The organism is Haemophilus sp. C1 (assembly GCF_001276515.1).
Classification (GTDB): Bacteria; Pseudomonadota; Gammaproteobacteria; order Enterobacterales; family Pasteurellaceae; genus Haemophilus.
Genome location: NZ_LDVZ01000017.1, coordinates 1 through 23235, shown reverse-complemented (window position 1 = coordinate 23235; position 23235 = coordinate 1). Strand labels below are relative to the sequence as shown.

Genomic DNA, 23235 nt, shown 5'->3' with positions numbered 1-23235 from the left:
ATTTGAAATTTTGAGGATTAATAAACACCTTGTGCCAACATGGCATCAGCGACTTTGACAAAACCTGCTACGTTTGCGCCTACCACATAGTTAATATTTTCTTGCCCCTCAATCGTGCCGTATTTTTTACAGTTTGCGTGAATGTCTAGCATGATTCGATGCAATTTTGCATCTACTTCTTCTGCAGTCCAATACAAACGTTGTGAACTTTGCGCCATTTCTAAACCGGAAGTCGCCACGCCACCAGCATTAGCCGCTTTACCAGGTCCAAATAATACACCTGCAGCCTGTAACGCTTCTGTTGCTTCAATGGTAGTTGGCATATTGGCGCCTTCAGCGACTAATCTCACGCCATTTTTAATTAAAAGTTGAGCATCTGAAAGTTCTAATTCATTTTGAGTTGCACAAGGAAGCGCAATATCAACTTTCACTTCCCAAGGGCGTTTGCCTTCAAAATATTGCAAGCCAAATTGTTCTGCATAATCTTTCACTCGACCACGTTTTACATTTTTAATTTCTAAAAGTGCGGCTAATTTTTCAGTAGTAAATCCCTCAGCATCATAAAAATAGCCTGATGAGTCAGAGCAAGTCACCACTTTTGCGCCAAGCGATAATGCTTTTTCAATAGCATATTGCGCTACGTTACCAGAACCTGAAACCGATACAACTTTACCCGCAAAGCTATCGCCTTTTTCAGCTAACATGGCTTGAGCAAAATAAACTAATCCATATCCCGTTGCTTCTGGACGAATTAAACTACCACCAAAAGATAATCCACGCCCTGTAAAGACGCATGCAGCTTGGTTCGATAATTTTTTCATATAGCCAGCTAGATAACCAACTTCGCGCCCACCAACACCTATATCGCCTGCTGGTACATCCGTATCTGCCCCTACATGGCGATAAAGTTCAGCCATCAATGCTTGGCAAAAACGCATGACTTCTGCATCTGATTTTCCTTTTGGATCAAAGTCCGAACCACCTTTTGCACCGCCCATAGGCAATGTAGTTAAAGCATTTTTAAAAATTTGCTCAAAACCCAAGAATTTTAAGATTGATAAATTTACTGATGGATGGAAACGCATACCACCTTTAAATGGACCAATTGCACTGTTAAATTGTACACGAAATGCACGATTTACCTGTACTTGCCCTTTATCGTCAGTCCACGCCACACGGAATTGAAATGCACGTTCAGGCTCGACTAAACGTTCTAATAATCCCTCTGAACGATATTTAGGATTAGCTTCTAAAAAGGGCCAAATAGAAGTAAATACTTCTCTCACCGCTTGTAAAAACTCAGGTTGATGACCATCACGTTGAGCGACTTTTGCTAAGAATGCATCTAAGGAAGCAACTGTTGACATAATGAATTTCCTTCTTTGTTGTTGATGTTGTGTGTATTGTGTTTTTTATTATGTTCGCCTCATAGGGCGCAATGACAATATGCAATGAGCAATTTAACGTTGCAATAATTTTTATGAAGGATATTTAAAGAAAAACAAAACAGAAAGAAATTATCTAAAAAATCACCTAATTTATTAAATAGAAAATAAAAATAAAGATAATGACGTAATAAAATGATGATGTTTTAGGTGAAAATACGACTCTTTTACTCAGCTATAAATCACATTTAGTCGCGAATAAACCAAAAGATATTGTTTTATGAAAAAACAACGCGAGGATGACATCAATGCAATAAAAAAGGGGCTAAGCCCCCATTTTATATATTAATTGATTCATTATTCTGTTTTTTCTGATTCATCGTTGTTTTCAACCGCACTTTCATCGTCTTTTGGTTGATAAAAACGAGCTACTAATAGACCAAGCTCAAAGAGCAAGCACATCGGCACCGCGAGTAAAGTTTGTGAAAAAACGTCAGGAGGCGTTAAAAGCATGCCGATAAAAAATGCCCCCACGATAATATAAGGACGTTTTCCTGAAAGTGCTTTTACTGTTGTTACGCCAGTCCAGCAAAGTAGAATGATAGCTATCGGTACTTCAAAACACACACCAAAAGCTAAAAACAATGCCAAAGCGAAATCTAAATAGCTGCTGATATCTGTTGCAATAGCAACGCCTTCTGGTGCAGTTTGTGTAAAGAAACTAAATACAAACGGAAATACAACGTAATAAGCAAAAGACACGCCACAATAAAATAAAATTGTACTTGAAAATAGCAACGGATAAATCATCCGTTTTTCATGTTGGTACAATGCAGGCGCAACAAAAGCCCAAATTTGATAAAGCAAATAAGGAACAGAAATAAAAACAGCAACAATCGCTGTCAATTTAATTGGAGTAAAGAAAGGCGTTTGAATATTGGTTGCGATCATCGTCGCACCTTTTGGCATAACCGTTGTTAAAGGTGCTGCAACAAAATGATAAATATCATTGGAAAAATACACCAATGCGACAAAAACCAATACCACACAAATCACACAGCGTAATAAACGGTTTCTTAGCTCAACAAGGTGTGTAATTAGAGGTTGAGATTCATCCACATTACTCATAAAAACTCGCTATGATTCAGTTTTTGAAGATTGAGATTTTGGTGCTGGAGCAATTTCAATATCATCCGGCGGATAATAATCAGATAAACGCTCGGTCAATTCTGCTTGCTCGTGGGCTTCAAGTGCGGTTAAATCTGCAGGTGTTTTTTCTACTTCAGGTAAAGTTTCTGTAGAATCCTCAGTTAATGCCACATTTTGAGACTTTTCTGCATTTTCAGCCGCACTTTTAATTTCTTTAATTTGCTCTTCCACTGTTGTACCAGCTTGAGCCGCTTTATCTTCTAGCTCTGCTTTCATTTTATCTGCTTGAGCTTTTAATTCCTCCACCGTTTTACTCAATTCTGGTGAAAGGGTTTGCAAGTTCAAAGATTCAGCTTTTTTGATACTATCCTGTAATTCTTGCAATTTTAGTTCTTGTTTCAACTCATTTTGCACATTGGCAGCTAAACCACGAATCGTTTTCACCCAGCCCATCACTGTGCGAATAGCGACAGGTAAACGCTTCGGCCCTAGCACAACTAGGCCAACCACCATTAACAAAACAAGTTCTGAAAAACCAATATCAAACACGGATTAAGCCTGTTCTTTCTCTTTTGTAGTTTCAGTTTTTGCAGATGTTGCATTATTGTCAATAGACTTAAATTCTGCATCTTTTGCTTTTTCATCATCTTGCATTGCTTTCTTAAAGCCTTTCACTGCAGCGCCAAGATCTGAACCCGCATTTCTTAATTTTTTCGTACCGAAAACCAATAAAATGACTACTAATAAGATAATCATTTGAGCTGGGGATAAACCAAACATAATAAACTCCGTTCTGTAAAAAAGAAAAAATTTGGGTCGAAATATACCCTTTTTACCCACGTAGAACAATAGCTATCGGGGATTATTTTCAATTTATCACGATATTAATGATAAAACGCAATATATAAATAAACTAAAAATGGCTAAAAATTTCTTTCTAGCCATTTTATCTTTATTTCCAAATGCGGGAATCTAATATTTTCTTACGTAATTCAGGGTGTTCATCAATTTTAAACTCTGGTGTTTTTCCTTCTTTAAGCTGGCGTTGATAATCCTTCATCAATTTCCATACGATTGGAGACAACATCAAAATTGCGATCAAGTTAATGATTGCCATGACTGCCATTACCGTATCTGCAAAATTCCACACCACATTACCTGAACGAACCGAACCAAAATACACGAAGAAGAGCACCATTAAACGGAACAAAAATACAAACCAAGGTTTATTCTTGATAAAACGGATATTACTTTCCGCATAAGCATAGTTGCCAATAATAGAAGAATAAGCGAATAACAATAAGATAAACGCTAGGAAATGCACCCCAAATTCACCTATGTGGTATTGCAAGGCATTTTGCGTAAGTGAGATACTTTTTAGCGTTTCGCTACCATAATTATTTGAAAGCAAAATAATAACGGCAGTACAAGTACAAACGATCATTGTATCAACAAAAACTCCGAGCATTTGCACTAAACCTTGGCTAACTGGATGCTTAACGTGAGCTGCTGCAGCCGAATTAGGCGCAGAACCCATCCCCGCTTCGTTTGAGAATAAACCACGTTTAATCCCCATCATCATTGCTTTTGATACAAGCGCACCAAACATTCCGCCAGCGGCAGCATCAAAACTAAATGCACTTTGAATAATACGATGAATCACGGAAGGAATCATATCAATATGCATACCAAGAATAATCACCGCCATAATCAAATAGAAAAGCGCCATCATTGGCACAAGACTACTCGAAATAATCGCAATCCGCTTAACACCACCGAAAATAATAAGTGCGGTCAAAATTACTAATGAAATACCAACATATTCCCCTTTCCAATTCCACGCATTGCTCGTCGCTTCAACAATAGAGTTTGCCTGCACAGAATTAAAGGCAAAACCAAATGTAAAAATTAATGCAAGCGCAAAAGCCACTGCCATACAACGTGATTTTAAACCTTGCACAATATAATAAGCAGGGCCACCACGGAATGAGCCATCTTTATCCTGAATTTTAAATAATTGAGCAAGAGTAGATTCAGCGAAAGCACTCGACATACCAATAAATGCCGTTACCCACATCCAAAACACTGCGCCTTCGCCACCTAAGGCGATTGCCGTTGCAACCCCACCAATGTTACCAACACCAACGCGGCTCGCAAGACCTGTTGTAAACGCTTGGAAAGGTGTTAACGAACTTCCCTCTACCGCACGACCAAACCACATTTCACGAAGGCTTGCTGGAAATAAACGGAACTGCACAAATCCTGTTGTAATGGTAAAAAATAGACCAGTCCCAAGCAAAATAATAATTGTGGCATCCCATAAAGGTCCATCAAGGTGTGCGACTATCCAAGTTAGCACTTCTTCTAACATTTTTGAAAATTCAAATTCCATAATCATCCCTCAAGCGATAAATAATTTGATTGTATGAGTTTTCAATGAAAAGGCGAGATTTTTTAATAATTTCTCTAAAGAAAAGAAATACAAACAAGAAAAAATCTAATAATTTTAGAATATTCTAAATATTTTCTAAAATAAAGGACGTATTATTTGAACACGCCCGCTAGTTTGTTGAATTATTTGGTTAAAAACAACGCTGCTGCACCACGCACACCACCGGAATCGCCGTGTTTCGCTTTTTTAATTGGTGGAACTTTTGCTGTTCGCATCAAGTGAGGTGGTAATGCTTTTGGTAAAGCCTCATAAAGGTAATCAAAATTAGATAATCCACCGCCTAGCACAATCATATGCGGATCAAATGCCGTAATAATATTGCCAATAGAAATCGCCGCCAATTCAACAAAAAGATTCACAAAATCTACCGCACTTTCATTGCCTTGATAGAACAAATCAATAATTTCACGCGCAGATAATGTTTCACCTTTTAAATCTCGATAAAGCATTTCAAAACCGCGACCAGACAGATAATTATCCAAACAAGCCTTGTTACCACAACCGCATTGATAAATTGGGGCTTTATCCCATCCCAATAATTTCAAAGCATGATAATTTAGTTGTAAATGACCAAGCTCTCCCGCCATTCCCACTTGACCTGAATGAACTTTACCGTTTAAGACAAAGCCACCACCAAAACCAGTTCCAAGAATTAAACCAAGTACAGTCGGATATTGTTGATTTTCTTCGTCCCATGCTTCAGATAACGCAAAGCAATTTGCGTCATTTTCAGCCCGCACTTCACGGCCCAAACGCGCAGACAAATCGCGTAAAATTGGTTTATTATCTGCCACACGAATATTGGTAATTTCGGCTAATCCAGTTTGTTGATTAACAAAACCAGGCACGCCCAACCCTACGGTGCCCACTTCACCAAACTTTTCATCAGCACGATTCACTAAATCCACAATTGTGTTAAGCCATTCTTCATAGTCGGTTTTAGGTGTTGGCACCCGTTCAGAATATAATTTTTCTAATTTTTCATTGAATACGGCAAGCTCTATTTTCGTACCACCAATATCTAAACCATAATACATAATCTGCTCCTGTATAAAGAAGTGCGGTTAAAATTAACCAAAATTTTAACCGCACTTTAATCATTATTTTATGACAAAGATCGCCTTTTTCTTTAAAAAGGCAAAAATAATGCTATTAATCAACCATGCCAGCAATGTCGCCACTAATAAATCTATTGGGTAATGCATGCCTAATCTCACACGGCTAATCAACATCAACAAGCCCCACACTGCAATACCCGCCACCAGCAATTTTGCTTTAAAAGAACGGTTACCCAATAATTGAGTAAAGCCAACAGCAAGCATTAGCCAAGTTGCCGCAAAAATTGTATGTCCAGAGGGGAACGAATAGCCTGTTTCATTTTCATAATGATGAACTAACCAAGCTGGTGTAATGGCATCCATCGAATAAAAATTCTTAGCGATTTCTGCACGCAAAGTACGGTCATTTTTATAAAAGTTTGCAGGCGTTGAATGAGTTTGCTCAGCTAGATAAACGGTGAATGGACGAGGTTCTTCAAATAATGCTTTTGCCCCTGTTTTTGCGGCTTGAGTGGCAATAACTGAAATTCCCATCACAATTACGCCTAATATCCATTGTTTTGGATTTTTGAATAAAAAGGCGAACAAAATCGTAAATAACACACAGGTGATCAACGCATAAGGTACGCTACCCGTTTCAGTGAGCAAATAAAGCCAATAATCAGCTTGAGTTAATTGGCTATTGCCATGCCACTGATAGGAAATACCCCAAATAAAAAATGGTACAAGACAAAGTAATAACGTATATAATGACAGCCTTTTAAACATGCTCGCCCCTTGATAATAAAAAATAACGCGCGCATTCTAACAGAAATGACTACGAATAAGGATCACTTTATGGCAAAAATTCAGCTAGTTGCGCAAGCCAATTTACCTACTGAATATGGTATTTTCAGAATGGTGGGGTTTGAATTTCCAGATACCAAAAAAGAACATGTAGCCTTAGTAATGGGCGATATTTCTAATGCTGATGAACCTGTGTTAGCACGCATCCATTCTGAATGTTTAACTGGCGATGCGCTTCACAGCTTAAAATGCGATTGTGGGTTCCAACTGGCGACAGCGTTGAAACAAATTAAAGAAGAAGGTCGCGGTGTCTTAATTTATCATCGTGAAGAAGGCCGTGGCATTGGTTTGATTAATAAAATCCGTGCTTATTCTTTACAAGATAAAGGAATGGATACCATTGAAGCCAATCTTGCTTTAGGTTTCAAAGCAGATGAACGTAACTTCGAAGTCTGTGCCGATATGTTCGAGCTACTTGGTGTCAAAAAAGTTCGCTTGATGACCAACAACCCAGAAAAAGTAGAAACCATGAAAAAAGCTGGTATCAACGTGGTTGAACGAGTTCCTCTTAATGTGGGCGAAAACCGCTACAATACAAAATATCTTGATACAAAAGCGAAAAAAATGGGGCATTACATTGTGCATAACAATGATGAACAACATTTAATGACCTGTCCACATTGCCAGGAAGAGATTATTTAACAAATAAGATATGTTAAAAAAGCCATACTGTTATATTGAACAGTATGGCTTTTTTATTTAAACTCACAGTTACGGAATAATCGAAGGATTTTTTAGCATATTGCTAAAAACGAGAAACCCCGTCTCGTATTCCAAAGATCGGGGCTTATCAGGAGTAAGTAAAATGAAAAAAACGCTCTTTTTCATTTTCTTGATTATCTGTTGTTTAGTTAGCTGTTCAGGCACAGTTATCTAAGATAATCGCAAGGGGACGATGTAGGAGTTGTCCCCAATGCCTCCAATCTTAAAGATTTTTTTTCTTGATTGCAAGGGTAATTATTGATTTTGAACCTTTCTCCACAAATCTTTACTGTAAATGGTTCCAACGGAATTTACTTGCGCGCCCATTATACTTGGTGCGAGATAAACTGGCGTACTATATTGAAAAATGGGTAACACTAAATGTTCTTGTTGAACTATTTCTTTTAATTTTTCGTAATTTTCTAACCGCACTTTTTCGGATGTCGTCATCATTGCACTTTCAAATAAACGATCAAATTCTGCATTTTTATAGCCATTTTTGTTATCAGGGCTTTTTGAATAGAACAAATTTAAGAAAGCGACGGGATCATTAAAATCAGCACACCAGCCAGAACGAATTAATTGAAAATCCCCTTTTGTGCGAGCTCTTTGTAATTCTTGCCAACTCATCCCTTGATTTTCAACTCGTAATAAATCTGATTGCGATAACTGACGATTTAATTGCATTGCAATGGTTTGATTCAGAGACGAATCATCATAACGAATACGTAATTTCAACGGGTGAGTTTCACTAATTTGATTTTGGGAAAGAAGCTGTTCTGCAACAACAGGCTCCCAAATAGATTCTTGCTCACCTAGCATAGATTTTGGCAGAAAAGTATTGCTAGGATGAAGATGAGCAATATCTGCAACCAAATTCTTGGTAGAAATCATCGAAACAATCGCTTTTCTTACCGCACTTTTTTGTAACACAGGATCGGAAAGATTAAACTCATAGAAATAAGTACAAAGTTGCGGATAATCTTGGATATTCTGATCGACTTTTTTCTGATTCATTACAACATCAAAATCAGATAAATCTGCATCAACTGCAATTTTTTGATACTTCACTTGCTGAAATATCACTTTTTCTTTTGCCCAATAATAAGGATTGGCAGTTAAAACGTACTGATTCTCAGCCTGACTTTGTAATTGATAAGCACCATTGCTGATAAACGTTTCGCTTGATTTAGCATAGCGAGGCAAAAGGCTGACGTGTGCCAACATAGAAGGTAAATATGGTGATGCTTTATCTAATTCAATGCGTAAAGTGCGGTCATTTTCGGCAAACAATCCTAGGGATTCAACAGGTAACGCTTTTTCCAATACTGTCTTCGCATTTTTCACATTCATGAAAGCCAAATAATTTTTAAGTGGACTTTCAGACTGAGAAAGTGCTTGCCAAGATTGCACAAAATCTGATGCAGTGATAGGCTTACCATTCGACCATTTAGCATGTTCACGCAAAGTGAAAATCCAAGTTTTATTGTCTTCGGTTTGCCAACTTTCTGCTACAGCTGGAACAAGATTACCTTGCGCATCATAAGCCATTAAGCCTTCAAAAAGATCTCGTAATAATTGAGTTTGTTCTTCGCTTTGTGCTTGCCAAGGTTGCAAAGTCAAATCGCCATAAACACCACGTTTTAATTCAACTCGGTTAGATTCTAATTGAGTATTTTTTGGTGTCTCAACTTGAGGCAAAATAGGCTTGGGACTATCCAATTTATCACAAGCCACCATCGTAAAAATGATGGAAAAAATAACCGCACTTCGTTGGCACAAAGCGAACAAATTATTCATTTTCGGTTTTAACCCAAAATAAGAAGAACCAAAACTTAATACAAATCAACGCAACAATAACACTACGACCTATTACACTTGGCGTGAAATAAAAACCAATCAGTAGCATTGTGGTGACAAAAGTCAAAATACAAATTTTGGTATTTTTCTTTAAAGATCGATTTTCATTAAAAGACTTGAGATGTTTTTGATAAATACTTGTACCTAAAAACCATTGTTCTAAGCGTTTTGAACCTTTTGCGAAGAAAAATAAAGTAAGTAATAAAAAAGGCGTGGTCGGTAAAATAGGAAGGAAAATGCCAATGATGCCAAGAGCAAGAGAAAGAAAACCTAAAATAATGTAAATAATTTTCATAATGTTCCTAATAAAAAAGAAAATGCGAACCATTATTACTGATTTTTTAGATTTTTCAACCTTGATATTATAGAATTTGTCGTCACATAAAAAGCAGTTTTCAAAAAAGGAACATTTATGTCTATGTCAAATCCATTACTTAACATTCAAGGCTTACCGCCATTTTCACAAATCAAGCCAGAACACGTTCAACCCGCTGTTGAAAAATTAATTCAAGATTGTCGTGACACAATAGAACAAGTGTTAAAACAACCTCACTTTACTTGGGAAAATTTTATTTTGCCTTTAACAGAAACCAATGATCGCTTAAACCGTGCTTGGTCGCCTGTTTCTCATCTCAATTCAGTAAAAAATAGCACTGAATTACGTGAAGCCTATCAATCTTGCTTGCCTTTACTTTCTGAATACAGCACTTGGGTTGGTCAGCATAAAGGACTTTATAATGCCTATTTAGCGTTAAAAAATAGTGCTGAATTTGCCGATTATTCTATTGCGCAAAAGAAAGCCATTGAAAATTCACTGCGTGATTTTGAACTTTCAGGTATCGGGCTTTCAGAAGAGAAACAACAACGTTATGGCGAAATTGTGGCGCGCTTATCGGAATTAAATTCACAATTTAGCAATAACGTATTAGATGCCACGATGGGCTGGGAAAAACTCATTGAAAACGAAGCAGAACTTGCTGGTTTACCTGAATCCGCACTACAAGCTGCACAACAATCTGCCGAAAGTAAAGGATTGAAAGGTTATCGTTTTACGTTAGAAATCCCAAGTTATTTGCCTGTGATGACTTACTGTGAAAATCGTGCATTGCGTGAAGAAATGTACCGTGCTTATGCAACACGCGCCTCTGAACAAGGCCCTAATGCTGGCAAATGGGACAACAGTAAAGTTATGGAAGAAATTCTTACGTTACGCGTGGAATTGGCAAAATTACTCGGTTTTCATACTTACACCGAACTTTCACTTGCCACCAAAATGGCAGAAAACCCACAACAAGTGCTTGATTTCTTAGATCATCTTGCCGAACGGGCTAAACCTCAAGGCGAAAAAGAATTGCAAGAATTGAAAGATTACTGCGAAAAAGAATTTGGTGTCACTGAACTTGCGCCTTGGGATATTGGTTTTTACAGCGAAAAACAAAAACAACATTTATACGCCATTAATGATGAAGAACTTCGCCCATATTTTCCTGAAAATCGCGTGATTTCAGGATTGTTTGAATTAATTAAACGCATTTTCAATATTCGTGCAGTGGAACGCAAAGGCGTGGACACTTGGCATAAAGATGTGCGCTTCTTTGATTTAATTGATGAAAACGATCAACTCCGTGGCAGTTTCTATCTTGATTTATATGCACGCGAACATAAACGTGGTGGGGCGTGGATGGATGATTGTATTGGGCACAAGCGTAAACTAGATGGCAGTATTCAAACCCCAGTGGCTTATTTAACTTGCAACTTCAATGCGCCTAGCGGTAATAAGCCAGCGTTATTTACGCACGATGAAGTAACTACCCTATTCCACGAATTTGGTCACGGCATTCATCATATGCTTACTCAAATTGATGTCTCCGATGTGGCGGGTATTAACGGTGTGCCTTGGGATGCGGTGGAATTACCAAGTCAATTTATGGAAAACTGGTGTTGGGAAGAAGAAGCTTTGGCATTTATTTCAGGACATTACGAAACAGGCGAGCCATTGCCAAAAGAAAAACTTACGCAATTATTAAAAGCAAAAAATTTCCAAGCTGCGATGTTTATCTTACGTCAGCTTGAATTTGGTATTTTTGATTTCCGTTTACATCACACCTTTGATGCGGAAAAAACCAATCAAATATTAGAGACTCTTAAAGCGGTGAAATCACAAGTTGCCGTCATAAAAGGCGTAGATTGGGCAAGAACCCCGCACAGTTTCAGCCATATTTTTGCAGGGGGCTACGCCGCAGGTTACTACAGCTATTTATGGGCAGAAGTCTTATCAGCTGATGCTTATTCTCGCTTTGAAGAAGAAGGTATTTTCAACCCAATCACCGGCAAATCATTCTTAGATGAAATTCTCACGCGTGGCGGCTCAGAAGAACCAATGGAACTCTTCAAACGCTTCCGTGGCAGAGAGCCGCAATTAGATGCGTTGTTAAGACATAAAGGAATTATGAACTAATACGTCAAACTATAGGGCATGCACGACATGCCCTTTCTCAAATATTTTCCTCTAAAAAAGCCCTTCATAAAAACATTGCAAATTTCAACCGCACTTTATCAAGACAAACTGCAAACGAGACATTATTTTTACAAATAGCCACAAGATAAACTCATAGAAATTCACGCAGAATAGACTAATTTCCTGTATAATTTTTCACATATCTATCCAACTCATTACACAAAATATTCTGAGGATTTTATGGCAGCTGCAATTCAACAACGTGCCGAACTTCAACGTCGTATTTGGCAAATTGCTAATGATGTTCGAGGCTCGGTCGATGGCTGGGATTTCAAACAATATGTGCTTGGCACACTTTTCTATCGTTTTATTAGCGAAAATTTTGCCAATTATATTGAAGCGGGCGATGAAAGAGTAAATTATGCCCAATTACCTGATGAAATCATTACACAAGACATTAAAACAGATGCAATAAAAACGAAAGGCTACTTTATTTACCCAAGCCAGCTATTTAAAAATGTTGCAGATAACGCCAGTAACAACCCAAATCTTAATACAGATTTAAAACAGATTTTTACTGATATTGAAAACTCAGCGATGGGCTTTCCGTCTGAACAAGATATTAAAGGCTTATTTGCAGATTTTGACACCACCAGCAATCGCTTAGGCAATACCGTAAAAGATAAAAACGACCGCTTAACGGCTGTTTTGAAAGGCGTGGCTGAACTTGATTTTGGCAAATTTGAAGATAACCATATTGATTTATTTGGCGATGCCTACGAATATCTTATTTCTAACTATGCCGCCAATGCAGGTAAATCAGGTGGTGAATTTTTCACTCCACAAAGTGTTTCCAAACTCATTGCTCAAATTGCAATGCACGGGCAAACCTCGGTCAATAAAATTTATGACCCTGCTGCTGGTTCGGGTTCTTTATTGTTGCAAGCCAAAAAACAATTTGATGAACATATTATTGAAGAAGGCTTTTTCGGGCAGGAAATAAACCACACCACATACAACCTTGCCCGTATGAATATGTTTTTGCATAACATCAACTACGACAAGTTTGATATCGCTTTAGGCAACACCTTAATGGAACCACAATTTGGCGATGACAAACCTTTCGATGCCATCGTTTCTAACCCGCCTTACTCCGTGAAATGGGTTGGCTCGGACGATCCCACACTGATTAACGATGAACGCTTCGCCCCCGCAGGTGTGCTTGCCCCAAAATCCAAAGCAGATTTTGCCTTTATTTTACACGCATTAAGCTATCTTTCAGGCAAAGGCAGGGCGGCGATTGTTTCCTTCCCTGGCATTTTTTATCGCGGCGGTGCGGAACAAAAAATTCGTCAATATTTGGTGGAAAACAATTTTGTGGAAACCGTGATTGCCCTTGCACCTAATCTATTTTACGGCACCAGTATCGCAGTGAATATTCTAGTGCTTTCCAAACATAAACCTAATACCCAAACCCAATTTATCGACGCCAGCGGTTTATTTAAATCCGCCACCAATAACAACATACTAGAAGAAGAACATATTGAACAAATTCTCAAACTGTTTGCCGATAAAGAAGATATGCCGCATTTAGCCAAATCCGTGTCCTTTGAAGATATCGTTAAAAATGAATACAACCTTGCGGTCAGCTCTTATGTGGAACAAAAAGACACTCGCGAAGTGATTAATATTGATGAACTCAATGCGGAAATTCGTAAAACAGTTGCTAATATCGACCGCTTGCGTGCCGAGATTGACAAGATAGTGGCGGAGATTGAGGGGTAACAATGGAAATTGTGCTTTATACCACCAATGAAGGTAATGCTCAGTTTAGATTACAGAAATTTGATGATCAGATTTGGCTATCTCAAATTGAAATGGCTGAGCTATATCAGACCACTAAACAAAATATCAGTAAGCATATCAAAGCTATCTTTTCTGAAGGCGAACTTGATGAAAATTCAACCGTCAACTATAAGTTGACAGTTCAAAATGAAGGAAATCGAAACGTTTCTCGCCAATTAGCTTATTATTCGTTACCACTGATTATTGCTGTAGGATACCGAGTTCGATCATCTCGTGGCACACAATTCCGTCAATGGGCAACCGAGCGATTACAAGAATATATGGTAAAAGGTTTTACGATAGATGATGAACGCTTAAAAGATAATGGTGGTGGAGATTATTGGAAAGAATTACTCAATAGAATCAGAGATATTCGCTCAAGTGAAAAAGCATTATATCGCCAAGTTCTAGAACTATACGCAACCAGCCAAGATTATAATCCTAAAAGCGAAGCAACAGTTAAATTCTTCAAAACGGTACAAAATAAGTTACATTATGCAACTTGTGAACAAACATCGGCAGAACTCATTTACTATAGAGTAGATAGCAATAAAGATTTTATGGGGCTAACTACATTTAAAGGTGCATTACCCACATTAAAAGAAGTCAAAGTTGCAAAAAATTATCTCACAGAAGAAGAATTATTTCGTTTAAATCGTTTGGTATCTGCTTTTTTTGACCTAGCTGAACTTAAAGCACAATCTCATACGCCAATGTATATGCAAGATTGGGTTAATGAACTAGATAAATTTGCTCAAATGTATGGTAAAGGCGTGTTGCAAAGTGGGGGAAAATCAGTCGGGAACAAGCTGAACAAAAAGCCATTTCAGAATATAGAGCTTATGAGGTAAAAACACTTTCCCCCATTGAACAGGAATATCTAGCTACATTAAAAGCATTAGAAAAAACAACCGTACAGAAGTTGCATCAGAAAAAATAAGCCATAGTAGGGCGGATAGCAGTCCGCCGAAAGAATATCAATATTATAACGGCGGATGAAATCCGCCCTACGAGAAACACAATGAAAAACAACCGCACTTTTTTAGAAAAATTATTGGATGGAGCTGAGATTGAGTGGAAGTCCTTAGGAAAAGTCACAGATATAAAAACAGGTCAGTCAGTTAGCAAAAATATTATTGCACAAAACCCTGGAATATACCCTGTTATCAACAGTGGACGTGATCCCTTAGGATTTATTAATGAGTGGAACACTGAAAATGATCCTATTGGTATTACAACAAGAGGAGCTGGTGTTGGCTCAATTACTTGGCAAGAAGGTAAATATTTCCGAGGAAATCTTAATTATTCTGTAACAATCAAATCAGACTATGAATTAAATGTTCGCTTTCTTTACCATGTGCTGCTTCATTTTCAAAAAGAGATTCATAATTTATGCTCTTTTACAGGGATTCCAGCACTAAATGCTAGCGAGCTAAAAAAATTAGAAATCCCCATCCCCCCACTCTCCGTCCAAACCGAAATCGTAAAAATTTTGGACGCATTGACAGCTCTTACCAGCGAGCTTACCAGCGAGCTTATACTACGCCAGAAACAATATGAATACTATCGGGAGAAATTGTTAAGTGAAGAAGAACTTGGGAAGGTTGGGTTTGAGTGGAAAACGTTAGAAGAACTTGTTGAAAAAACTCAAAATATAAGATGGAAAAACAATACTAAAACATATCGCTATATAGATTTAACGTCTGTAGATAGAGAAAATAATAATATTACTGGAACTATTGAGATCAATGCCCTAAATGCCCCTAGTAGAGCACAAAAAATAGTCAAAGAAAATGATGTTATCTTTGCAACAACTAGACCAACACAACAACGTGTAGTATTGATTAGCAAGGAATTTTCAGATGAGATCGCAAGTACAGGATATTGCGTATTACGAGCAAATACTAAAATTATTTTACCTAAATGGCTATTTTATTTTTTATCTACAATTAACTTTAAAAACTATGTGGAAGAAAATCAAAGCGGCTCCGCATACCCCGCAATCTCAGATTCAAAAGTAAAGGAATTTAGGATACCTGTTCCCGAAATAACTATTCAACAAAGGATTATTGAAAAACTAGATAAATTTTATAGTTTAACAAACTCATTACTTCATGGTTTACCAAAAGAAATTAATAACCGAAAAAAACAATATTCGTATTATCAAAAAGAATTACTAAATTTTTTAGGAGGTAATATTTATGAGTAAAAAATTATCAGAGCTATCTCAAGATTTAATGAACGACGAAGGGAAAGTTCATTTAATTTATGCCTTCAATGGAACTGGTAAAACAAGATTATCAAATGAATTCAAGAAGTTAGTTCAATCATCTACATCTATAGATGAGAATAGAAAAATAATATATTACAACTCTTATACAGAAGATATTTTTTATTGGGATAATAAGATAACAACACCAACATTGAATATCTATAAAAATAAATTTATAGACTGGATAAACAATATATTATATGAAGATGAAAAAGAAGAAATAATTTTAAACTTTCAAAGATATATAAATAATAATAAATTAACCCCTAAATTTGACGAAGACTTTTCTAAAGTTATTTTTTACTATGCTAGTGGAGATAACAGGGCAGAAGAAAAAATTAAAATATCAAAAGGGGAAGAAAGCAACTTCATATGGAGTATATTTTACACTATTTTAGATAAAGTAAAAATAAGTTATGAAGAATCTGACGACAGATTCAAATCCATTAAATACATTTTTATAGATGATCCAGTTAGCTCTTTAGATGAGAATCATTTAATAGAACTAGCTATGGATTTGGCAAAAATAATTAAGATCATAAAATCCAAAGTAAGAGTAATAATATCAACACACAACCCATTATTTTATAATGTATTACATAATGAATTTAAAAAAGATAACTATAAAAAATATTATCTAGAGAAATATGAAAATGAAGAATATGCTCTGATTAAACAAGATAATGATCACCCATTCGCATATCATATTTTTTTGAGAAAAGAAATTCAGAAAGCCATAGTTAATGGAGATCTACAAAAATATCACTTTAATTTTCTCCGGAATCTATTAGAAAAAACATCTACTTATCTTGGCTATAAAGGATGGAAAGAATTATTGGAAGCTATTAATAACAAAACAGGTAATGATTTTAAACCAAGATTAATTGATCTGAATAGCCATTCAGCACACTCAAGCGAAGAAATTTCAAATTTGAGTGATTCTGATAAAAATGAAGTAAAGAAATTGATGAGTGCGATTGATGAATTCTGCAATTTCGTGGAGTACCAATGAACGACTTAATCATCTACAACACCGATGACGGCAAATCTCACGTTGCTTTATTAGTTGTTGAAAATGAGGCTTGGCTAACCCAAAATCAGCTTGCGGAACTTTTTGACACCTCTGTACAAAATATCGCCTTACATATAAAAAATATATTAAAAGACAAAGAGTTAGATGAGTATTCAGTTATTAAGGATTACTTAATAACTGCCCAAGATGGTAAGCAATATCAAGTAAAACATTAATAAAACGGTGGGCTAAAGCCCACCCTACAAAAAGCAAAAGCATTAAGGAGCCACTCATGACCCAATACAAAACCATCGCTGAATCCAATAATTTTATCGTTTTAGATCAATATAATAAATTTGTGGAAGAGCCTAATGCGGGTTACCAAACGGAAGGGAGCCTTGAGCGTGAGTTTATTCGTGATTTACTGGCACAAGGATATGAGCATTTACAAGGTCTTAATAATCACGGGGAACTGATTAAAAATTTGCGTATTCAATTACAGCGATTAAATAATGTGGTTTTCTCTGATGCGGAATGGCATCGTTTTTTAGAAGAATATTTGGATAAGCCCAGTGATAGTCTGATAGAGAAAACCCGAAAAATTCACGATGATTATATTTATGATTTTGTGTTCGATAATGGACGCATTCAGAATATCTATTTGCTTGATAAGAAAAATCTTTCTAATAACACTGTGCAAGTCATCAATCAATTTGAACAAAGCGGCAGCTATGATAATCGTTATGATGTGACAATTTTGGTCAATGGTTTACCGCTTGTGCATATTGAACTGAAAAAACGTGGCGTGGCGATTCGTGAAGCCTTTAATCAAATTCATCGCTACAGCAAAGAAAGTTTCAATAAAGAAAATTCTCTCTTTAAATATATTCAGATTTTTGTCATTTCTAATGGCACGGATACTCGCTATTTTGCCAACACCACCAAACGCGATAAGAACAGCTACGACTTCACAATGAATTGGGCAACGGCAAAAAATACTTTGATTAAAGATTTAAAGGATTTTACAGCGACTTTCTTGCAAAAGAATACTTTACTCAATGTGTTGGTAAATTACTGCGTGTTTGATGTTTCCGACACCCTATTGATTATGCGTCCGTATCAAATTGCTGCCACTGAGCGGATTTTATGGAAAATTCAAAGTTCTTATTTGGCTAAAAACTGGAGCAATCGCGAGAGTGGTGGCTATATTTGGCATACCACAGGTTCAGGTAAAACGCTTACTAGTTTTAAAGCCTCTCGCCTTGCAACAGAATTAGACTTTATTGATAAAGTGTTCTTTGTGGTGGATAGAAAGGACTTAGATTATCAAACAATGAAGGAATATCAGCGTTTTTCGCCTGATAGCGTGAATGGCTCGGAAAGTACCGCAGGGCTTAAACGCAATATTGAAAAAGACGATAACAAAATTATCGTAACCACCATTCAAAAGTTGAATAATTTGATGAAATCGGAAGAAAATTTGCCAATTTATCAAAAACAAGTCGTATTTATTTTTGATGAAGCCCATCGCTCCCAATTTGGCGAAGCACAAAAAAATCTAAAACGTAAATTCAAAAAATTCTATCAATTTGGTTTTACAGGCACACCAATTTTTCCTGAAAACGCATTAGGTGCGGAAACGACAGCCAGTGTATTCGGTACGGAATTGCATTCTTATGTGATAACCGATGCTATTCGTGATGACAAAGTACTGAAATTCAAGGTCAATTACAACGATGTCCGCCCACAATTTAAAGCCTTAGAAATAGAAAAAGATCCTGAAAAATTAACCGCACTTGAGCAGAAACAAGCCTTTTTACACCCTGAGCGTATTAAAGAAATCTCGCAATACATCCTTAACAATTTTAAACAGAAAACCCACCGCTTTAACGCCACAGGTAAAGGCTTTAATGCAATGTTTGCGGTAAGCAGTATGGAAGCGGCAAAACGTTATTACGAAACTTTACAAAATCTACAGTCTGAACAAGAAAAACCGTTAAGAATTGCCACCATTTTCTCTTTTGCGGCAAATGAAGAACAAGATGCGATTGGCGATATTCCAGATGAGACCTTTGAACCCACTGCTCTAAACAGTACGGCAAAAGAATTTTTAACAAAAGCCATTGATGATTACAATCATTACTTTGGCACGAGTTATGGCGTAGATAGTCAATCATTCCAAAATTACTATCGCGATCTTGCTAAACGTGTGAAAAATCAGGAAGTGGATTTACTGATTGTAGTCGGAATGTTCTTAACAGGCTTTGATGCCCCTACGTTGAATACGCTTTTCGTGGACAAAAACTTGCGTTATCACGGATTAATGCAGGCTTTTTCTCGCACCAACCGCATTTATGACACAACTAAAACCTTTGGGAATATCGTTACTTTCCGCGATTTGGAACAAAATACCATTGATGCAATCACACTATTTGGCGATAAAAACACGAAGAATGTCGTACTAGAGAAAAGCTATGACAGCTATTTTAACGGTGATGACAATCAACGGGGTTATTTGGAGGTTATTCAAGAGCTGCAAAATCGCTTTCCTAATCCAACAGAAATCGAAACAGAGCAAGATAAAAAAGAGTTTGTAAAATTATTTGGCGAATATTTACGTATTGAAAATATTTTGCAAAATTACGATGAATTTGCAGCATTGCAAGCCTTACAAGCGGTCGATTTAAATGATCCGATTGCAATGGAGAAATTCAAGCAAGTACATTATGTGAATGATGAACAAATTGCAGAAATGCTGAAAGTTCCCACTTTACCAGTAAGAGCGGAGCAAGATTATCGTTCAACTTATAATGATATTCGCTATTGGCTACGCCAGCGAAAAGAAAGCAATGATAAAGACAATTCAACCATTAACTGGGATGATGTCGTATTTGAAGTTGATTTATTAAAATCTCAAGAAATCAATTTGGATTATATTCTTGCGTTAATTTTCGAACATCATAAGAAAAACCAAGACAAAGAGGTGTTAATTGATGAAATCCGCCGCACAGTTCGCTCAAGTTTAGGTAACCGTGCTAAAGAGAGCTTGATTGTCGATTTTATCAACCAAACAAATTTAGATGATATTCCCGATAAAGCAAGCTTGATTGATGCCTTTTTCCTTTTTGCCCAGAACGAGCAACAAAAAGAAGCAGAAGCCCTAATTCAAAAAGAAAATTTGAATGTCGATGCAGCAAAACGCTATATCAGCACTTCACTAAAACGCGAATATGCCAGCGAAAACGGCACGGCACTCAATGAAGTATTGCCAAAAATGAGTCCACTTAATCCACAATATCTCACTAAAAAACAGACTATTTTCCAAAAAATTGCTGCATTTGTAGAGAAATTTAAAGGAGTTGGGGGAAAGATTTAAATTTAATATATCAATCATTAAATCCAGTAGTTTGATCCTAAAACTGCTGGATTATTGTTATCTGTCCAAACAAAAATTCATTAGTATTCACAAAATTGAGCTAAGTCTTCCACATTTTCTAACCAGTGATTTCCAATTTCATCAATCAATTCAGTGCAATTAAAAATATCAGAATTTTTAGCCGCACTTTCTAAAGTATCCGCTAATTGACGTAAATGATTTAACCCTACCGATGCCGCTGCGCCTTTAATTTTATGGGCGGTATCTTCTGTTTCTTTCATATTATCTTTTGATAATTGAGCAAGATAATTTGGCATCGTTTGTTTGAATAAAGATAAATTTTCTAAAATTTGGGATTTTCCAAGGGTTTCAATTAATGCCAAATCAAATTTTTCTGAAAATACACTAGTATCATTTACTTCGATTATAGGTTCCCTTTCATCCGCAAAAAATTGCTGTAAACAATGGTGTAAATCCTTAATTGAAATGGGTTTGCGTAATACGCCATCCATGCCCATTTCTAAATATTCTTGCTCGCTTTGCATAACATTGGCGGTAAAAGCAATCATCGGCGGTAAAAAATCATAAATACCGTTCTCATAGTTCTCTCGCAAATATTGGGCGATTTCAAAACCACTCATATCTGGTAATTTAATATCTAGCAATAAAATGTCGTAAACATTTTTCTCAAATAAAGTGATCGCCTGCTTGCCATTTGTCGCAACATCAACATGATGCCCAAGTTTTTCCAAAATAGTTTTCGCAACCATAATATTGAGGTCAACATCTTCCACTAAAAGAATGTTCAAAGATGGAATATTTTTCTTAACGGATTCTTTTTCAGAAATTTCTTGAGCGTGGAGAGTAAGATGGAAAGTTGCGCCTTTTCCTCGCTCACTTTCAACCGTTAAATCCCCTTCCATTAACTGAGCGAGATTTTTAGAAATAGCCAGCCCAATACCGCTACCCGCACTTTGCTGGCGACTTTCTTTCACTTGATAATACATTTCAAAAATATGTTTTTGTTCTTCAAGAGAAATCCCCATTCCTGTATCTTTTACAATAAAATGGTAACAATCCTGATTTCTCATGATTTTAAGAATAATATTTCCCTGATCTGTAAACTTCACCGCATTGCTAATTAAGTTCCACAAAATTTGGCTCAAGCGCACACGATCAAGATTCAACCAATTAGGCAAGTTAGGTTCAAGCTCTAAAGAAAAAATAAGATTTTTTTGTTTAGCAAGGAAACTGGCAAAATTATAAATATCGTTTAATAAGGCGGGGAAATCTGTTGGCTGGCGATTTAATTCAATTCGGCTCGCATCAATTTTTTCCAAATCAATAATATCACTAAAAATATAGCCTAAACTGACCGCACTTATGTTGATAGTTTTTAAATAATTACGCTGGCGATCATCCAATTCATCATCAAGTAAAATCTGGCTAAGCCCGACAATTCCATTCAATGGCGTGCGCAATTCATGACTTATTGTGGCAAGTAAGGTACTTTTATCACGGCTATTTTTTTCTAACTTTTCCAATGCTTGGGATAATTTTTTCTGAGCGGCAATTCGCTCGGCGACCTCTTTTTCCAATCGATTAACCGAGCTAGAAAGATCAAGACGAGAATGTTCAAGCTTTTCGACCAATAAAGTGAAAAAATAAATAACAAAAGGCGCAGTGAGTAAGCCAAAAGTTACCGAACGAAAAATATCTACCCAAGAAATCTGATGAACAATAAATAGACTAAATAAAATCTGAGTACAAAGTGCTAAAACCGCGAGAATCATCACGCCTAAAAGAGAAAAACGAAGTCGCCCAAGACGAATAACCCAATCCACATAACTCTGAGCAAAATATTTGAAATTTTTCATCAAATCTCCTAAAACATTATTATCGTTATAAAAAAGCCTGCACATACAGGCTTTATTATATCCATAAAGTAAAAGAGATTGTTATTACTATGTGTGCGTAAGAAATGAAAAACTTAGTCTTTATTAATTATCTGTTTGATTAAAATTTGTAATTCAGGAATAACTTGTTCTTCAAACCAAGGATTCTTTGTAATCCAAAGCTGATTGCGAGGGGAAGGATGCACAAGAGGCATAAAGTGCGGTAAGAATTGACTATAATTTTTAACAGTGTCAGTTACATTATCTTTATTTTCAAGTAAATAATATTTCTGTGCATATTGCCCAATAAGAATAGTGAGCTGAATATTAGGTAGATGCTCTAAAATCATTGGATGCCATTTTTCTGCGAAACCTTGACGAGGTGGTAAATCACCAGATTTACCTTTTCCAGGATAATAGAAATCCATAGGAAGAACCGCAAATATCCCAGAATTATAAAAATAATCGTAATCCACACCTAGCCAATTACGCAGACGATCACCACTTTTATCATTCCAATATAAACGAGATTGCTCAGCTTTTAATCCCGGAGCTTGACCTACAATATTAATTCGGGCTATTTTAGGCGCCGAAAATAAAGGGAAAATTCCACGTTCTGTAAAATCTTTATTTTGAGGATCAGCGATAATACTTGAAGTTATTTCGTCTAAATTTTTAAGCATAATGGATGAGATTAGAAAACGAGTATATAAAGTCTATTTGAAAAATATAAAAAATCAAAACTCTAAATGATATAAATAGACATATTTATTGGAAATTAAAATCAGACTCTTATTTGATTAAATAATGAGTAAATTCCAAAACAAAAACCCCAGTCCTTCAACTGGGGTTCTCTCTTTCAATTTATATTTGGTAACCTGGCGGTGCCCTACTCTCACATGGGGATGCCCCACACTACCATCGG

The 23235-nt window shown here is 36.4% G+C and carries 17 protein-coding genes and 2 pseudogenes; 8 read left to right on the top strand and 11 right to left on the bottom strand.

The window, feature by feature from the left end; genetic code table 11:
* Window positions 1–17 precede the first annotated feature (17 nt).
* The 7 genes from gdhA to ABW51_RS07085 all read right to left on the bottom strand — a co-directional run bounded on the left by gdhA (window position 18) and on the right by ABW51_RS07085 (window position 6812).
* Window positions 18–1367 carry an NADP-specific glutamate dehydrogenase gene (gene gdhA / locus ABW51_RS07115; RefSeq protein WP_053466166.1) on the bottom strand — a complete coding sequence of 450 codons (1350 nt, stop codon included), beginning with the start codon at window positions 1365–1367 and terminating at the stop codon, window positions 18–20.
* A 375-nt stretch (window positions 1368–1742) separates the two neighbouring features.
* Window positions 1743–2513, bottom strand: coding sequence for a twin-arginine translocase subunit TatC (gene tatC, locus ABW51_RS07110; RefSeq protein WP_053466165.1), 771 nt, complete (start codon window positions 2511–2513; stop codon window positions 1743–1745).
* 9 nt (window positions 2514–2522) lie between these two features.
* Window positions 2523–3083, bottom strand: coding sequence for a Sec-independent protein translocase protein TatB (gene tatB / locus ABW51_RS07105; protein ID WP_053466164.1), 561 nt, complete (start codon window positions 3081–3083; stop codon window positions 2523–2525).
* A gap of 3 nt (window positions 3084–3086) precedes the next feature.
* Complete coding sequence (gene tatA / locus ABW51_RS07100) at window positions 3087–3314, bottom strand: twin-arginine translocase TatA/TatE family subunit (RefSeq protein WP_005629124.1); 228 nt, start codon at window positions 3312–3314, stop codon at window positions 3087–3089.
* 172 nt (window positions 3315–3486) lie between these two features.
* Complete coding sequence (locus tag ABW51_RS07095) at window positions 3487–4926, bottom strand: alanine/glycine:cation symporter family protein (protein ID WP_053466163.1); 1440 nt, start codon at window positions 4924–4926, stop codon at window positions 3487–3489.
* Window positions 4927–5108: 182 nt separating this feature from the next.
* On the bottom strand, window positions 5109–6023 hold the full coding sequence (nagK, locus tag ABW51_RS07090; RefSeq protein WP_053466162.1) for an N-acetylglucosamine kinase: 915 nt from the start codon (window positions 6021–6023) through the stop codon (window positions 5109–5111).
* A 63-nt stretch (window positions 6024–6086) separates the two neighbouring features.
* Entirely contained in the window at window positions 6087–6812 is a 726-nt protein-coding gene (locus tag ABW51_RS07085; RefSeq protein ID WP_053466161.1) for a phosphatase PAP2 family protein, read from the bottom strand.
* Between the two features lie 69 nt (window positions 6813–6881).
* On the opposite strand from ABW51_RS07085, the gene ribA reads away from it, so the two are divergent.
* Window positions 6882–7532, top strand: a complete 651-nt coding sequence (ribA, locus tag ABW51_RS07080) for a GTP cyclohydrolase II (protein ID WP_053466160.1) — start codon at window positions 6882–6884, stop codon at window positions 7530–7532.
* A 315-nt stretch (window positions 7533–7847) separates the two neighbouring features.
* Here ribA and ABW51_RS07075 read toward each other — a convergent pair whose 3' ends face one another.
* Together ABW51_RS07075 and ABW51_RS07070 are read right to left on the bottom strand one after the other, a co-directional pair.
* Window positions 7848–9392 carry a peptide ABC transporter substrate-binding protein gene (locus ABW51_RS07075; RefSeq protein ID WP_053466159.1) on the bottom strand — a complete coding sequence of 515 codons (1545 nt, stop codon included), beginning with the start codon at window positions 9390–9392 and terminating at the stop codon, window positions 7848–7850.
* Window positions 9385–9747 carry a YbaN family protein gene (locus ABW51_RS07070; protein ID WP_053466158.1) on the bottom strand — a complete coding sequence of 121 codons (363 nt, stop codon included), beginning with the start codon at window positions 9745–9747 and terminating at the stop codon, window positions 9385–9387. The genes ABW51_RS07075 and ABW51_RS07070 overlap by 8 nt, the downstream gene beginning before the upstream one ends.
* A gap of 123 nt (window positions 9748–9870) precedes the next feature.
* On the opposite strand from ABW51_RS07070, the gene prlC reads away from it, so the two are divergent.
* The 7 genes and pseudogenes from prlC to ABW51_RS07035 all read left to right on the top strand — a co-directional run bounded on the left by prlC (window position 9871) and on the right by ABW51_RS07035 (window position 20415).
* A complete protein-coding gene (gene prlC, locus ABW51_RS07065) occupies window positions 9871–11910 on the top strand; it encodes an oligopeptidase A (protein ID WP_053466181.1) in 2040 nt (679 codons plus the stop codon).
* A gap of 240 nt (window positions 11911–12150) precedes the next feature.
* Window positions 12151–13695 (top strand): type I restriction-modification system subunit M, encoded by a 1545-nt coding sequence (locus ABW51_RS07060; protein WP_053466157.1) that lies wholly within the window; start codon window positions 12151–12153, stop codon window positions 13693–13695.
* Window positions 13696–13697: 2 nt separating this feature from the next.
* Window positions 13698–14695: pseudogene (locus ABW51_RS07055) on the top strand (virulence RhuM family protein).
* Window positions 14696–14776: 81 nt separating this feature from the next.
* On the top strand, window positions 14777–15964 hold the full coding sequence (locus tag ABW51_RS07050) for a restriction endonuclease subunit S (protein WP_053466156.1): 1188 nt from the start codon (window positions 14777–14779) through the stop codon (window positions 15962–15964).
* The gene (locus tag ABW51_RS07045; RefSeq protein WP_053466155.1) at window positions 15957–17039 is read left to right on the top strand and encodes an AAA family ATPase; all 1083 of its coding nucleotides are present in this window, start codon (window positions 15957–15959) and stop codon (window positions 17037–17039) included. Before ABW51_RS07050 ends, ABW51_RS07045 begins: the two co-directional genes overlap by 8 nt.
* A pseudogene (locus ABW51_RS07040) lies at window positions 17036–17272 on the top strand (DNA-binding protein); the annotation flags it as partial. The gene ABW51_RS07045 and the pseudogene ABW51_RS07040, both read left to right, overlap by 4 nt.
* Window positions 17273–17331: 59 nt before the next feature.
* Window positions 17332–20415, top strand: a complete 3084-nt coding sequence (locus ABW51_RS07035; RefSeq protein WP_053466153.1) for a type I restriction endonuclease subunit R — start codon at window positions 17332–17334, stop codon at window positions 20413–20415.
* 80 nt (window positions 20416–20495) lie between these two features.
* Here the strand turns inward: ABW51_RS07035 and ABW51_RS07030 are convergent, their stop codons facing one another.
* Both ABW51_RS07030 and ABW51_RS07025 read right to left on the bottom strand, forming a co-directional pair.
* On the bottom strand, window positions 20496–22292 hold the full coding sequence (locus ABW51_RS07030; RefSeq protein WP_053466152.1) for an ATP-binding protein: 1797 nt from the start codon (window positions 22290–22292) through the stop codon (window positions 20496–20498).
* 113 nt (window positions 22293–22405) lie between these two features.
* Window positions 22406–22993 carry a uracil-DNA glycosylase family protein gene (locus tag ABW51_RS07025; RefSeq protein WP_053466151.1) on the bottom strand — a complete coding sequence of 196 codons (588 nt, stop codon included), beginning with the start codon at window positions 22991–22993 and terminating at the stop codon, window positions 22406–22408.
* Between the last annotated feature and the right edge of the window lie 242 nt (window positions 22994–23235).